Origin of the sequence: Vibrio sp. 2096 (assembly GCF_033339595.1) — a bacterium.
Lineage (GTDB): Bacteria > Pseudomonadota > Gammaproteobacteria > Enterobacterales > Vibrionaceae > Vibrio > Vibrio alginolyticus.
The window spans coordinates 328,335-343,640 of sequence record NZ_JAWOUX010000005.1 but is presented as its reverse complement, the minus strand read 5'-3'; the positions used below and the strand labels follow the sequence as shown (position 1 = coordinate 343,640).

12 protein-coding genes are annotated in these 15,306 nt (G+C 45.1%); all 12 read right to left on the bottom strand.

The window, feature by feature from the left end; translation table 11 throughout:
- Positions 1–31 precede the first annotated feature (31 nt).
- A complete protein-coding gene (dnaE, locus tag R7Q41_RS12725; protein ID WP_005385364.1) occupies positions 32–3,511 on the bottom strand; it encodes a DNA polymerase III subunit alpha in 3,480 nt (1,159 codons plus the stop codon).
- Between the two features lie 81 nt (positions 3,512–3,592).
- Positions 3,593–4,228 carry a ribonuclease HII gene (rnhB, locus tag R7Q41_RS12720; protein WP_167415389.1) on the bottom strand — a complete coding sequence of 212 codons (636 nt, stop codon included), beginning with the start codon at positions 4,226–4,228 and terminating at the stop codon, positions 3,593–3,595.
- A gap of 9 nt (positions 4,229–4,237) precedes the next feature.
- The gene (gene lpxB, locus R7Q41_RS12715) at positions 4,238–5,377 is read right to left on the bottom strand and encodes a lipid-A-disaccharide synthase (RefSeq protein ID WP_017636041.1); all 1,140 of its coding nucleotides are present in this window, start codon (positions 5,375–5,377) and stop codon (positions 4,238–4,240) included.
- 119 nt (positions 5,378–5,496) lie between these two features.
- Positions 5,497–6,285, bottom strand: coding sequence for an acyl-ACP--UDP-N-acetylglucosamine O-acyltransferase (gene lpxA / locus R7Q41_RS12710; protein WP_005380357.1), 789 nt, complete (start codon positions 6,283–6,285; stop codon positions 5,497–5,499).
- A 1-nt stretch (position 6,286) separates the two neighbouring features.
- On the bottom strand, positions 6,287–6,739 hold the full coding sequence (fabZ, locus tag R7Q41_RS12705) for a 3-hydroxyacyl-ACP dehydratase FabZ (protein WP_005380349.1): 453 nt from the start codon (positions 6,737–6,739) through the stop codon (positions 6,287–6,289).
- A gap of 232 nt (positions 6,740–6,971) precedes the next feature.
- Positions 6,972–8,003 carry a UDP-3-O-(3-hydroxymyristoyl)glucosamine N-acyltransferase gene (lpxD, locus tag R7Q41_RS12700; RefSeq protein WP_005380347.1) on the bottom strand — a complete coding sequence of 344 codons (1,032 nt, stop codon included), beginning with the start codon at positions 8,001–8,003 and terminating at the stop codon, positions 6,972–6,974.
- A 6-nt stretch (positions 8,004–8,009) separates the two neighbouring features.
- The gene (locus R7Q41_RS12695) at positions 8,010–8,519 is read right to left on the bottom strand and encodes an OmpH family outer membrane protein (protein WP_005391804.1); all 510 of its coding nucleotides are present in this window, start codon (positions 8,517–8,519) and stop codon (positions 8,010–8,012) included.
- A gap of 13 nt (positions 8,520–8,532) precedes the next feature.
- The gene (bamA, locus tag R7Q41_RS12690; protein ID WP_005391802.1) at positions 8,533–10,947 is read right to left on the bottom strand and encodes an outer membrane protein assembly factor BamA; all 2,415 of its coding nucleotides are present in this window, start codon (positions 10,945–10,947) and stop codon (positions 8,533–8,535) included.
- A 44-nt stretch (positions 10,948–10,991) separates the two neighbouring features.
- A complete protein-coding gene (gene rseP / locus R7Q41_RS12685; protein WP_005380334.1) occupies positions 10,992–12,350 on the bottom strand; it encodes a sigma E protease regulator RseP in 1,359 nt (452 codons plus the stop codon).
- 11 nt (positions 12,351–12,361) lie between these two features.
- Complete coding sequence (gene ispC, locus R7Q41_RS12680) at positions 12,362–13,567, bottom strand: 1-deoxy-D-xylulose-5-phosphate reductoisomerase (RefSeq protein ID WP_005385353.1); 1,206 nt, start codon at positions 13,565–13,567, stop codon at positions 12,362–12,364.
- A 50-nt stretch (positions 13,568–13,617) separates the two neighbouring features.
- Positions 13,618–14,460: a phosphatidate cytidylyltransferase gene (locus tag R7Q41_RS12675; protein WP_005385351.1), complete on the bottom strand. Its 843-nt coding sequence runs from the start codon at positions 14,458–14,460 to the stop codon at positions 13,618–13,620.
- 12 nt (positions 14,461–14,472) lie between these two features.
- Positions 14,473–15,228 (bottom strand): isoprenyl transferase, encoded by a 756-nt coding sequence (locus R7Q41_RS12670; RefSeq protein ID WP_005380331.1) that lies wholly within the window; start codon positions 15,226–15,228, stop codon positions 14,473–14,475.
- Positions 15,229–15,306 lie beyond the last annotated feature (78 nt).

The window sequence follows — 15,306 nt, the reverse complement described above, 5'->3', positions numbered from 1 at the left end:
TACTCAGCGTCTAACATATTGCGCTGAATTTTTAGTTAAATTCGAGTTCTACCTGGCTTTTGCCAAGCAACTGTTTTAAATCGTCGAGTAATGTATCACTTGGCGTAACTCGCCACTCGGTGCCCAATGTTAACCGCGCTCTGGCGTCGGCACGCTGGTAGTATACATTGACGGGTACGGTTCCGGCTTTGTGCGGTTCTAAAATACGGCTGAACTGCTCAAAAAACTGATCGTTGATCTGATTTGCATCTATCGATACCGACAAACCACGAGCGTATTTCTCGCGCGCACTGCCGAGATCCATAACTTCACGCGCCGACATTTTAAGGCCACCGTTGAAGTCATCAAAGCTGACCTGTCCAGAAACGACCAAAATTCTGTCTTTTTCGAGAAGTTCAGCGTATCGATCCAGCGCATCTGAGAACAACATCACTTCCATGCGGCCACTTCGGTCATCCAGTGTCATAATACCAATTCGTGTACCACGCTTGGTCGTCATTACACGAGCGGCAATAACCAGGCCGGCTACCGTGACAGATTGATCGCGGCGAGTGGGCGTTGCGTCTTTTAGTCGACAACTGGTGTATTTGTTTAGTTCCTTTACGTAGGCGTTAATTGGGTGCCCTGTCAAATATAGACCTAGGGTATCACGCTCGCCCTCTAACCACACTTTTTCTGGCCAAGGCGGAACCTGCGTATACTTATGCTCTACTTCTTCAGGTGCATCCGTTAGCACACCAAACATATCCGTTTGACCAAACGCCTCAGCTTGGTGATGTTGACTTGCTGCTTTTACCGCATCATTGAGTGACGCCATCATCGCCGCGCGGTGTGGGCCTAGTCGATCCAACGCGCCCGCGTAAATCAGCTTCTCTATCACTCGTTTATTGACACGTTTTAGATCAACTCGAGCACAGAAATCAAATAGGTCTTTAAAGTGACCACCTTTATTTCTCGCCTCAAGAATCGCATCGATAGGACCTTCACCTACCCCTTTTATCGCACCAATACCGTAAACAATTGCGCCATTTTCATCAACATTAAAGCGATATAGGCCAGAGTTGATGTCTGGTGGCAGCACGGTAAGCTTCATACGGAAACACTCATCGACCAAGCCAACGACTTTTTCCGTGTTATCCATATCGGCTGTCATTACCGCAGCCATAAATTCGGCAGGATAATGTGTTTTCAGCCAAAGAGTTTGATAAGAAACCAATGCATAAGCAGCAGAGTGCGATTTGTTAAAACCATAACCGGCGAACTTCTCTACCAAGTCGAAGATTTTCATCGCCAACTCGCCATCGATACCGTTCTTTATCGCACCTTCTTCAAAGATAGCACGTTGTTTTGCCATCTCTTCTGGCTTTTTCTTACCCATTGCACGACGAAGCATGTCCGCACCACCTAGCGTATAACCCGCTAAGATCTGCGCAATCTGCATTACCTGCTCTTGGTACAGGATGATGCCGTATGTTGGATCAAGCGTCTCTTTTAGCGACTCGTGTTGCCACTTTTCATCTGGATAAGAGATCGCCTCTCGGCCATGTTTACGGTCGATAAAGTTATCTACCATGCCCGATTGCAAAGGACCCGGACGGAAGAGTGCTACCAATGCGATAATGTCTTCGAAACAGTCTGGCTGAAGTCGTTTGATCAGCTCTTTCATGCCTCGAGATTCAAGCTGGAATACTGCTGTCGTTTCAGAGTTTTGCAACAAACGGAAAGAGGCAGGGTCTTCTAACGGTATTGATTCAATTTGAACCGGTTCTTTCCCTTCTCGCTCTAGGCGTGGGTTAATCAGTCCTAACGCCCAGTCAATAATGGTTAAGGTACGTAAACCCAAGAAGTCAAACTTAACTAGGCCAGCGGTCTCAACATCGTTTTTATCAAATTGAGTAACCGGAAAGTGACCTTCAGCGTCTGCATAAATTGGCGCAAAATCGGTAATTGTTGTAGGTGAAATTACAACACCACCAGCGTGTTTACCGGCGTTTCGCGTACAGCCTTCCAAAATATGACACATGTCGATGAGTTCTTTAACTTCCTCATCGGCCTCATACAATTCAGGTAGTGCAGGTTCAGCTTTAAACGCTTTATCTAGCGTCATGCCTGGATCGGGCGGGATCAGCTTTGAAATACGATCAACAAAACCAAATGGGTGGCCCAATACGCGGCCAACGTCACGGATTACCGCTTTTGCCGCCATGGTACCAAACGTGATGATCTGAGATACCGCGTCGCGACCGTACATTTCCGCAACGTGGTCAATAACCTGGTCACGTTTATCCATACAGAAATCGACGTCGAAATCGGGCATCGAAACACGTTCTGGGTTCAAGAAACGTTCGAACAGCAAGTCATATTCTAGTGGATCCAGATCGGTGATTTTTAGTGCGTAAGCCACCAAAGAACCAGCACCGGAACCGCGTCCAGGACCGACAGGAATTCCATTATCTTTTGACCACTGGATGAACTCCATTACGATCAAGAAGTAACCAGGAAATCCCATTTGGTTGATAACATCTAGCTCTATCTGAAGACGTTCATCATATTCAGGGCGGCGACGTTTTCTCTCTTCCTCATCTGGAAATAGGAACTCTAAACGCTCTTCCAACCCCTCTCGGGATTTCATGACTAGGAACTCAGTCTCTTTCATCCCTTCGGTTGGGAAAGCTGGTAGGAAGTACTCCCCTAAGCGCACAGTCACGTTACAACGCTTCGCTATCTCGACACTGTTTTCTAACGCTTCAGGAATATCAGCAAACAGCTCGCACATTTCTTCTTCTGTACGAAGATATTGCTGCGGACTGTAGTTTTTTGGCCTACGCGGATCTTCTAATGTGTAACCATCGTGAATCGCTACGCGTATTTCATGAGCATCAAATAGGTCTGGACTCAGGAATACAACTTCATTGGTCGCCACTACTGGCAAGTCTTGCTGCTCTGCCAATTCAACCGCAAAGTGAAGATAAGTTTCTTCATCTGGACGACCGGTACGAAGTAGCTCAAGATAAAAGCGATCTGGAAAATGCTGTTTATAGAAATCAACACACCCTTGCACTATTTGACGGTTGCCTTTCAAAAGGCCGCGACCAATTTCTCCGCTTTTACCGCCGGATAATACAATCAGGCCTTCAGACATTTCAGCCAACCAGGCTTTGTCAATCACTGGGTGGTGTTGAACATGTCCACGTAAGTACGCTTTTGATATCAATAACGTCAGGTTCTTATAACCTACATTATCCGCCGCAAGCAAAGTCACTTGTGTCAGCTCTTCACCAAACTCGTCCGACTGCATTTTAAAGTCAGCACCAATGATCGGTTTAACACCACTGCCATGCGCCGTACCGTAAAACTTCACCAAACCACATAGGTTGGTAAAGTCGGTCAACGCCATTGCGGGCATACCGAGCTCAGCAACTTTCTTTACAATTGGCGGAACTTTGTTGAGGCCATCCACCATCGAGAAGTCACTATGAACACGCAGGTGGATGAATTTGGGATCTGACATTAACAGGTACCGTGTAACTCTATTTTGTTGGGGATTCTAACCTAAAGAGGTTGGGTTTATAACACCAATTAGATCGTTTGATTATTCTATGCCTAACGCTTTTTTTACTGGCTTGAAACTCTTGCGGTGTTCACTGATCACTCCGTGTTGCTCAATCGCTTCAAAGTGCACTTTAGTTGGGTAACCTTTGTGCTTCGCGAAGCCAAATTGTGGATGAAGTTTATCCAACTCTTCCATCTCTTGGTCACGCACGACTTTGGCAATAATGGAAGCCGCACTGATTTCGGCAACACGTAGATCGCCTTTTACTACAGCTTGAGCATCCATTGGCAGCTCCGGACAACGGTTACCATCAATCAACACCAAATCAGGTTGAACCTGTAACCCCGCCACTGCACGCTGCATCGCAACCATAGTCGCCTGCAAAATATTCAGTTGATCGATTTCTTCAGGAGAACAACGCCCGACCGCCCACGCCAATGCTTTTTCTTTGATTTCAGGAAGCAGCGCCATGCGTTTCTTTTCGGTCAATTTTTTCGAATCGTTCAACCCTTCAATAGGATTGTTAGGATCAAGGATAACCGCAGCGGTGACGACGTCTCCTACCAAAGGGCCACGTCCTACCTCGTCGACTCCGGCCACAAGCTGATAACCTTGCGGATATTCAAACGGAGGGAGTTCAACTTTGGTTTTGGTCACTTTTGGTTTAACAGCCATGATAAATCTCTATTTCTCAATCAGTTTTAGAACCGCGTTTGCGGCTTGTTGGTCCGCATCTTTACGAATCCAATGATGCATTTCCGTAAACTTATCTAACATCGGTTTATTGTCGCTTTCCAATAAGCGAGAAACCTCAGTAAACAAATTGTCTGGTGTGCACTCATCTTGTAGATATTCTTTGACGAGCTCATCATCCGCCAAGATATTCGGCAATGACACATACTTCGTTTTCAATAGACGTTTAGCTAAAAAAGCAGTAAATGCATTCACACGATAACCCACCACCATTGGACGCTTGAGAAGCATACACTCCAACGCTACGGTACCGGAGGCCAACATCACGGCATCGGATGCGGTGATGACGTTGCGTGCGGTGTCATCAACTAACTTGAAGTCCAACTCTGGCGCTAGCTCTTTCCATGCTTGTTCAAACTGCTCACGGCGTTTTTGATTAACAAGCGCGACAACAAACCCCAGTTCTGGAAATTTTTTATGGAGTAACTTGCAGGTTTCAATAAATGGCTCTGAGAGCATTTTTAACTCGCTACCACGACTGCCTGGCAGGACAGCAAGCCACTTTTTATCTTGTTCTAAACCAAGCAACTCACGTGCAGGCGCTTGTTCTGATTCTAGTGGGATGGCATCAGCCAAGGTATGACCAATGAACTCGCAAGGTACATTAAATTTGTCGTAGAACGCTTTCTCAAACGGAAGAAATGCTAGTACCAAGTTCGTTGCCGCTTCTATTTTAAAGATGCGCTTCTGACGCCAAGCCCAAACAGACGGACTCACGTAATGAACGGTTTTAATGCCCGCTTGCTTGAGGTCAAGCTCCAAGCGTAAGTTGAAGTCAGGAGCATCGATCCCGATGAAAACATCAGGCGGATTCTGAGTAAAATACTGAACGAGCTCAGCTTTCACTTTAAGAAGTCTCGGTAAGCGGCCTAAAACCTCGACTAATCCCATCACCGCAAGCTCTTCCATATCAAACAGAGACTCGCAACCTTGGGCTATCATTTTCGGACCGCCAATGCCTACGAACTCTGCGTCTGGATATTGCTGCTTTACTGCTTTGATAAAGCCTTCACCTAGCGTATCGCCAGACAATTCTCCGGCAATGATGCCAATACGTAATGGTCTTTCCATATCTACTTCGCTATTTTTCCTGTGCGCTATGGATAACGGTTTGCCTTATCCATAAAACACAAAAAGATCGTAACCTCAAATTCGGTCACGATCTTTTTATTTATTGGTTCATTCGCCAATTAACGAATAATGCCACGTTCCGTCGTTTCCAGAATATCTGAGAAACGCTTCACTGCTGGCCACTCTTGAGCCATTTCAGCTAGAATAGGCTTCACTTCTTCTAGCGTCTTACCTGAACGGTAGATTTCTTTATACGCTTTTTGTAGCGCACGAATCTCTGGTTTCTCAAAGCCATTACGCTTCAAGCCAACAAGGTTCAAGCCGAAAGGTGTGGCGTGGTTACCTTGCGCGAGTACGTAAGCTGGGACATCTTGCACTACTGCTGAACAGCCGCCAATGTACGCGTAAGCGCCCACTGTACAAAACGGATGAATCGCAGACAGTGCCATCACACCGGCATAATCATCAACAGTAACGTGACCACCAAGAATCGAGTTATTACCGATATGAGTGTGGTTACCAATAACAACATCATGCGCAACGTGTGCATTCACACACAATAAGTTGTCATCACCAATGATCGTGGTTGCTTTGTCTTGCACTGTGCCGCGGTGAACTTGGACCGCTTCACGAATGACGTTACGATCACCGATAACCACAGTTGTGTCTTCACCACCGTATTTTTTGTCTTGGTTTTCTTCACCAATGACAGCATGTGGGAAAATACGGTTATCTTTGCCAATAGTTGTGTGACCTTTGATCACAACGTGAGACATCACTTCTGTGCCTTCACCAATTTCAACCGTAGAGGTGATGTACGTAAAAGGACCTACTGTTACGTTAGCACCAATTTTGGCGCCCTCTTCTACCACCGCTGCCGGGTGGATTTTAGCGGTTTCATGAATCATATTAAAACTCTCGACGAGCACACTTCAGTTCTGCAGAACATACCACTTCGCCGTCAACTTTTGCTACACCGCTAAATGCAGCAATGCCGCGACGTTCTTTCAGAAATTCTACCTCAATAACCAATTGGTCGCCCGGAACCACTGGTTTACGGAATTTCGCGCCGTCTACGCTTGCAAAGTAGTACAGTTCATTTTCTGTTGGTGCACCAAATGATTTAAATGCAAGTAAGCCTGTTGCCTGAGCCATTGCTTCTAAAATCAAAACACCTGGGAATACTGGTAGTTGAGGAAAGTGACCTGTGAACTGAGGTTCGTTAACCGACACGTTTTTAATCGCGTGAAGGTACTTCTCTTCTTGGAAGTCTATCACTCGGTCGATCAATAAGAATGGGTAGCGATGAGGTAGTAGCTCTTGAATTTCAGAGATGTTCATCGTTTTCTTTTCAGTAGTCAAAGTCGTCTTCCTATATCAATTTTTTGCCGCCAAGATGGCAAACGTGGCAACAGGTCGTAAAGCCGAATCGCTTTGCAATATACTAGCAAAATACGCACCATCTTGGAGTTAAATCTACTTAGAGCGCGTCATTATAGAAGAAAAAGACCCGCATTTCGCGAGTCTTCGTACAGAATATGGAACTAGAGCCTGTTAGCTTTCACGTTAAATACAGAGCGAAAGATAACTTGTTCTAAATTTCTTCTTTCTGTTCCAGCTGTTTTTCAACCGCTTTCAGGCGCTTATTCATCTCATCAATACGGTGAACTCGAGTTGCAGTTTTACGCCACTCTCTGTTCGTTTGTAGTGGAATACCTGATGAGTAAAGGCCTTTTTCTTCGATACTGCGCATTACCATGCCCATACCTGTAATCGCCACACCATCTGCGATAGTGATATGGCCATTCAGAACAGACGCGCCGCCAATCTGGCAGTACTTACCAATTTTTGTACTGCCCGCGACAATAGTACCACCAGGCATCACGGTACCATATCCGATCTGCACGTTGTGCGCGATTTGAAGTTGGTTATCCAGAATGACATTGTCTTCAATGATAGTATCTTCGAGTGCACCGCGGTCAATCGTAGTACAAGCACCAATCTCAACGCGGTTACCGATACGCACTGAACCAAGCTGAGGAATTTTAATCCACTCGCCTTTGTCATTCGCGTAACCGAAGCCATCAGAGCCAATGACGGTACCCGATTGAACGAGACAGTCATCACCCAATGACACTTCATGGTAGATAGTGACATTAGCCCAAAGCTTGGTGTTATTCCCTAGCTTGGCGTTCTTACCGATAAAACAACCAGCACCAACACTTACGTTGTCGCCGAGTTCCACGCCCGTTTCAATCACAGCGTTAGCGCCGATTGTAACGTTCTCACCCATCTTAACGTCAGCGGCAATCACAGCACTTGGTGCAATATCGTCTGCCGGTTTTGGTGTGGTATCCATCGCTTGGACCACACGAGCAAATGCGACATAAGGGTCTGAAACCACTAGCGCATTTCCAACGCATTGATCTTTATGCTCAGCCTTTACCATAACAACGGTAGCTTGGCACTCAGAAAGGTGTTTTGCGTATTTTGGGTTAGACAAGAAGGTTACGTCACCTTCTTGTGCTTTATCCATTGGAGCAACACGGCTTACAACGAGAGACTCGTCACCAAACAGCTCACCCCCGGTAATTGTCGCCAATTCGGCTAATGTTAATGTCTTCATAACTTCTTATTTTAGAGCTTTAATTACGTCTTCAGAGATATTGTATTCTGGCTTGCCGTACTGCAAAGCAGAGATATCAATCACAAGATCGTAACCATTTTTGTCTGCGACTTTCTTAACTGCATCTTGAATCGTTTTGAAAAGCTTCGCTTTTTCTTCAGCTTCACGACGCGCACTTGCTTTTTCAAGTGCTTGTGCTTTCACTTTGTACTCGCTGTCTAGCTTCGCGATATCGATACGTAGCTTTTCAACTTCGTCTTGACCCAAAAGCTCGCCGTCACGTTGTAGCTTCTCAATCTTTGTTTTAGCTTGTGCTTGGATTGACTTCAGTTCATCAGCTTTGCTTTTGAAGTCTTTCTGCATTTTTTGTAGTACAACTTCACGTTGAGGAAGAGCTTGAAAAACTTGAGCTGTATTTACGTAAGCAATTTTCTGTGCAGCTTCTGCCGCATTTGCAAACATTGAAGAGCTCAGTACAAGAAGGCCAATCCCAGCCGCTTTGATCATTTTATTCAAAATATTTTCCTCTTTAGAAAGTTCTACCGATAGTGAATGTGAAGAACTCTTCATCATCGCCATCAAATTTCTTAATTGGTTTCGCTAGTGAGAATACTAGTGGCCCCATTGGAGACATCCACTGCAACGCCGCACCGTAAGAAGAACGGTAGTTGGTTGGATCTGAGTAATCGTAGTAGTAACGGTCACCATATTCCGCACCTGAATCGCGGTAGTCAAACTCCGTATCCCAAACACTTGCCATATCAAAGAAGATACTGGTACGAATTTGGTTTTGTACTTCTTCTGATGCAAATGGTGTTGGGACAATCAACTCAACACTTGCTAGCGCTACGGCGTTACCACCAACAGAGTCATCTGTTGCTGTATCTGCGCCATTGTTTGAACCAGATGTATCACGGTAAACTGCTTTAGGACCAACAGAGTTTGAGCCAAAGCCACGAAGCGATGTAAAGCCACCTGCGTAGTAGTTTTCGTAGAATGGGAACAAGTTATCGTTACCATCCGTTTGACCGTAACCATTACCGTAACCTAAGCGGCCACGGAACAAGAGGGTAAACTCGTGCTTTTTAGTCAATGGCACATACTGGCGAACATCGTACTGCATTTTGAAGTATTGAACGTCAGAGCCAGGTACGGTCATTTTATAGAATGCACGCTGATGGTTACCTGCCGTAGGGAAATAGCCACGGTTTAAGTTATTACGTGTCCAAGAGATATTGAAGTCGAAGTCGTTTGTGTTCAACGCTCCACTAGAATCAATGTTGTCTGCTTGTGCTCGTAAGAACTGCTCTACCTGCAAGTAAGGCGATAAGTTACCGATCTTGTTGTGCGTATAACCGACACCGAATTCAAAACGGTTCAACTCATCGAATGGGAAGCCCCACGTTAAGCTCGCGCCATAGCTTTCGTTGGTATAGTCAACGATATTGGCTTCTTTCGCTTCAAATTCGTTATAGAAAACCTTACCACCTAAGCTTACACCGTCTAAGTTCCAGTACGGATCACGGTAATCTAGACTGATGTTTTTCTGGTAGTCATTCATCATCGCATTGATACCAACACGGTTACCGCTACCAATAAAGTTATCTTGTTGCAGGCCAACCTGGAAGCTCACACCCGATTCTGTACCGTAGCCAACACCGAAGTTAACGCTACCAGAGTTCGCTTCTTTGACAGAGTAAACTAGGTCAACTTGATCATCACTACCAGGAACTCGAACCGTCTGTACTTCAACATTTTCAAAGTAGCCCAAACGGTTTAGACGAGTTTTACCCGTTTCAATCGATTTCGAGTTCAACCAACTGCCTTCCATCTGACGCATTTCACGACGAAGGACTTCATCTTTGGTTGAGTTATTACCCGTGAAGCGAATATCACGAACATAAATTCGGTTACCCGGGTCTACGTTAACGACCAAAGAAACTTCTTGATTCTCGTCGTCAAACTCTGGAATGGTATTCACTTGAGGATAAGCATAACCGGACTCACCAAGCACACGCTTAATTCCTTCTTCCATTGAAGTCACCAACGAGCCGTTGTATGTCTCATTGTCTTCAAATGGCACAAGTCTTTCGAACGTCGCTTCCTCACCAATCAAATCACCACGGAACTTCACGTCCTTAACGGTGTAAACCTCGCCCTCTTCTAGACCAAGAGTAATGTATACCCCTTTCTTGTCAGGAGAGATTGCAACTTGTGTCGAATCAACGTTAAATTTTAAGTAACCACGATCCAGGTAGAATGATTTGAGTGCTTCAATATCACCTGCAAGAACTTGCTTTTGATACTTTTCATCAGAAAGGAAATTCCACCACGGCACATCAACATTTAAGTTAAAGCGCGAAAGCAGTTCTTCATCACTGAACACTTCATTACCGATAAAGTTGATTTGCTGAATTTTTGCCGACACACCTTCAGTAAAGACAAACTTAAGATCAGAACGATTACGTGGTAGTGGAGTCACCACCGCTTTTACTGTTGCGTTGTATTTACCTACGCTGTAGTAAAAGTCTTCTAAGCCTTTTTCAATGTTGCTTAGCGTGGTGCGGTCAAGCGCTTCACCTTCACGAACGCCAGACGCGTTCAGGTTTTCTTGTAGCTGCTCGTCCTTGATTGCTTTGTTACCTGAAAAAGAGATGCTTGCAATGGTAGGACGCTCTTTGACTTGAACCATCAGAACACCACCGTCACGCAACACTTTCACATCTTCAAAGTTACCAGATGCATACAGGGCGCGGATAATTTCTGCAACATCGCCTTGGCCAATGGTATCACCGACACGTACAGGCATTTTCAACAATGCAGCACCCAGTGCTACACGCTGCAATCCATCGATTTCAATATCTTGAACTACGAAGTTCTCTGCTCCATTTGCAGATACACTGGTCGCCAGTAAACTTGCAAATAGAATTCGCTTAATCGCCATACTTGTTCTAATTATTCCTTGCTACTGCTTTTGTCTCTGAACTATCACAGACGAGTAAAATCATTAAATAGCGCTAACGCCATGAGCGAGAAGATGATCGCACCACCAATTCTAAAGCCCATTTCCTGCACTTTCTCAGGAACAGGACGTCGAATGACTGCTTCAATTGCAAAAAACAACAAATGACCGCCATCCAACATTGGTAAAGGAACGAGATTAATAATACCTAGGTTAACACTAATTAGAGCCAGAAAACCTAAAAAGTAGACCAAACCATAATCTGCTGTCGCGCCTGCGCCTTTGGCTATTGATATTGGTCCACTCAGATTATTCAGACCAACGTCTCCAACAATCAGCTTCTTAAGCATGCTGATTGTCAAACCAATGACTTGGCCAGTTTTGTCTACTGCTTTACCTATTGACTCGAATACACCAAACTGAAGATCGAAGCGATAACTTTCTGGCCATTCTGCGACTTTAGGTGCAATACCTGCAAAACCAACGACTTCTTTGTTAGCTAGCTCACGGCTACCGGGCGTCAGCGTCAATGTTTGCTCATAACCCTGACGCAACACCGTCAATTCAAGCGGTGTATCAGGATTAGAACGAACCGCTTCAACCACTTGCTTCCATTCGGTTACGCGTTGTTGACCAATTGCGACAACCTCATCACCTGGAAGCACACCGGCTTTTTCCGCCGCTCCACCTTGCGAGACCTGCTCGATAACTCGATACACCTCCGGTGTATACGGAGCAAAACCTAACGACTGCATCGCTGACTGAGTTTCTGGGTCGAACTTCCACTCACGTAAATCGAGCGTTTTCGTTACTTCTGAACCAACTTCATTCGCTGACGTTAGTGTTACCGTCATCAAATCATCGCCAATATGAGAAATCAATCCCATATTTACTGATTCCCAATCCGGAGTTTTGATACCAGATATCGATTTAAGTTCCATTCCAGATTCAATTCCAGCTTCCGCAACAATCGAATTGGGCGTAACTTCACCAATTACAGGCTTAACAGCCGGGATACCAATTAGAAATACCAGCCAATAGGCAAAAATTGCGAAAAGAAAATTAAAGATGGGGCCAGCCGCAACAATAGAGGTTCGCTTCCATAACGGCTTCTTATCAAACGCTAGGTGCTTCTCATGTTCTGGCACCTCATCGACACGGCTATCAACCATTTTCACATAGCCGCCGAGAGGGATCATTGAGATGCTGTACTCCGTTCCGTCTTTGCCTACTTTACTCCAAATAGACTTGCCGAAACCGATTGAAAACTTTTCAACTTTAACGCCGCAACGGCGAGCAACCCAAAAATGCCCAAATTCGTGCACGGCAACAAGAATGCCCAGTGCGACGATAAAAGAAATGAGATTCCACAATATACCAGTCATCATACCAGTCATCAGCTACGCTCGCGTATGGTTTCTAGGGCAATAGTTCGTGCCATTCTATCTAGCTCGAGCAAGCTTTCCAAGCTATTCGCATTCTCAGCTTTGCAGCTTGCGTTGATTTTATTCAACACAGACTCATTGATGCGAGCAATATCGGTAAAACCTAGTCTGTTATTTAAAAATGCATCAACAGCGACTTCATTAGCTGCATTCAATGCCGTTGTTGCGTGTTGACCTTCATAACAAGCATCAATTGCGAGTTTTAAACATGGGTAACGAGCAAAGTCAGGCTGCAAAAACGTCAGCTCACCAACTTTCGTGAAGTCTAGCGGCTTAACCCCAGCTTCTACTCTTGACGGGTATGACATGGTGAGCGCAATTGGCGTCGCCATATCCGCTTCTCCCATTTGTGCCAAGACCGAACCATCACGATACTGAACCATAGAATGAATCACAGATTGAGGATGAATAACCACCTTCAGTTGTTCGCGAGCAGCATTAAATAGCCACTTAGCTTCGATATACTCAAGGCCTTTATTCATCATCGTGGCAGAATCAACAGAAATTTTTGGCCCCATCGACCAGTTTGGATGAGCGATCGCCTGAGCGGGTGTCACCTGCTCCAGTTCTGCGATGTCAGTGTAACGGAAAGGACCACCAGATCCAGTCAACAAAATATGAGAAATGCCATGTTCTTGTAAATTGCAACGACCTAGATTGGTTTGTACTTGCTGTGGTAAACATTGGAAAATGGCGTTGTGTTCACTGTCGACGGGAAGTAGCTCTGCGCCAAATTCTTCTACAGCATCAATAAATAGCTGGCCTGACATTACAAGTGCTTCTTTATTTGCCAACAAGACTCGCTTACCTGCTTTCACGGCAGCCATGGTAGGCAATAAGCCAGCGGCTCCTACAATAGCAGCCATTACACTGTCGACCTCGTCCAGCGAAGCAATATGGCATAGCGCATCAACACCACCTAGCACTTCGGTACCTGGCGAAACCGAGTGTAGCTCAGCTTGAAGTTGAGACGCCGCAGCTTTATCTGCCATGACCGCATACTTAGGTTGCCACTGACGACATAGACCGATCATCTTTTCAACGTTAGTGCTTGCCGCTAAGGCAACGACAGAAAACAGATCTGGGTTTTGTTCGACCACTTTAAGCGTGCTTGCACCAATTGATCCAGTAGCACCAAGAATCGTTAACTTTTGCATGTTGTAAGACCGTTAGAAAGCTCAGGAGCGACGACGCCGCTCCTGATAAATTAGAATACGTAGTAAAGAAGAGCAAAAACTGGGAATGCTGCGGTTAGGCTGTCGATACGATCTAGCACACCACCGTGCCCTGGGATAATGTTACTGCTGTCTTTAATGCCTGAGACACGTTTGAACATACTTTCAACCAGATCACCAAGCACTGAAATAACGACAGTCACTAGCGTAATCAGCACCATATGGACAGGGCTAGTGAACTGGATGTCGAACCAATCAGCAAATGCCCACGCTACGATTAATGCCGTGATAATGCCACCAATTAGCCCTTCAATAGTTTTATTGGGGCTTACATGAGGAGCCATCTTACGTTTGCCTAAGCTTTTGCCTGCAAAGTAGGCGCCGCTATCTGCAGCCCATACCAAGAAACAAACGTACAACACAAGCTTTGCGCCGTGGTATGGATCTACAGTGATGTCATACGCTCTGAGAATAATCACACTCCAAAGGAATGGGATTAATGTCAGAAAACCAAATACATGACGTAAAACAAAATTACTTTGCCAAGATTTCGTCGTTTTGGGGTAAGTAATCGCCATTAAGCTAGCAATAATCCACCAAACAAAACCAATACCCAAGACGACATAATGAGGTGTCGTTAAGTGATTGAGGCTATATGCATCAGGCGAGATGTATAGAAAACTAAGTCCGGTAATAATGATTGCCGGCACAAGGGCAGCAATGCGAGAGTTGCTTCCTGTAAACTGAGTCCACTCCCAAAAACCTAATAGCGTTATTGCAGTTAAAGCGGCAATAAAGCCCATTAGCGGTAATTTAAAAATGCCTAAAATAACCAGGGGAGCTAAAATTAGTGCTGTTATTATTCTCTGTTTCAAACTAACTAGTCCTTATTGAGCTGCCATCAATGCCTTTATTTGTTCACCTGTACAGCCAAAACGACGTTCTCGGTTGATAAACCAAGTCACAGCTTCTACCAAACTGTCTTCATCGAATTCTGGCCAGTACTCTGGTGTAAAGTACATTTCTGCATAAGCCATTTGCCACAACATAAAGTTGCTGATGCGGCACTCTCCACTGGTGCGAATTAAAAGATCCACTTCCGGTAGGTCTGCCATGGTCAAATGCTCAGTGATTAGCTGCTCATTGATATCCTCTACACGAATTTCACCGTTACGTGCTTTTAGCGCTAACGTTTTAGCAGCTTCTGTGATGTCCCATTTACCGCCATAGTTGGCTGCAATGTTGATCACCATACCCGTGTTATCTGCCGTTAGGTTTTCTGCTTCTACAATTTTCTTTTGTAGACGCTCACTAAATCGACTGGTATCACCGATCACGCGCAACCGTAAGTTATTTTTGTGTAGTTTTTTTACTTCACTAGACAGGACCGTGATAAACAGTTCCATCAAAAGACCCACTTCTTCCTCCGGACGACGCCAGTTTTCACTACTAAAAGCAAACAGCGTCATGGCTCTAATGCCTAGTTTTGAAGCAGCAGCCACGGTCTTACGAACGGCACTAACGCCTTTTTTATGACCAAATACGCGAGGTTTTCCTTTGGACTTAGCCCAACGGCCATTACCGTCCATAATGATGGCAATATGCTTAGGAAGGGAATCAGAGAAGGCTTGAGAATTTTGCATAGGGAGTTAATTGAGTTCCATCAGTTGGATAGACTAACATAAAAAAACGCTGAGCTGTGAGCACAGCGTTTTCCAACA

Coding starts and splice junctions, on each gene's coding strand:
- dnaE (WP_005385364.1), bottom strand. CDS start 3,511: ATGTCAGATCCCAAATTCATCCACCTGCGTGTTCATAGTGACTTCTCG.
- R7Q41_RS12670 (WP_005380331.1), bottom strand. CDS start 15,228: ATGCAAAATTCTCAAGCCTTCTCTGATTCCCTTCCTAAGCATATTGCC.
- lpxA (WP_005380357.1), bottom strand. CDS start 6,285: ATGATTCATGAAACCGCTAAAATCCACCCGGCAGCGGTGGTAGAAGAG.
- lpxD (WP_005380347.1), bottom strand. CDS start 8,003: ATGAAGACATTAACATTAGCCGAATTGGCGACAATTACCGGGGGTGAG.
- bamA (WP_005391802.1), bottom strand. CDS start 10,947: ATGGCGATTAAGCGAATTCTATTTGCAAGTTTACTGGCGACCAGTGTA.
- rnhB (WP_167415389.1), bottom strand. CDS start 4,228: ATGGCTGTTAAACCAAAAGTGACCAAAACCAAAGTTGAACTCCCTCCG.
- lpxB (WP_017636041.1), bottom strand. CDS start 5,377: ATGGAAAGACCATTACGTATTGGCATCATTGCCGGAGAATTGTCTGGC.
- ispC (WP_005385353.1), bottom strand. CDS start 13,567: ATGCAAAAGTTAACGATTCTTGGTGCTACTGGATCAATTGGTGCAAGC.
- rseP (WP_005380334.1), bottom strand. CDS start 12,350: ATGACTGGTATATTGTGGAATCTCATTTCTTTTATCGTCGCACTGGGC.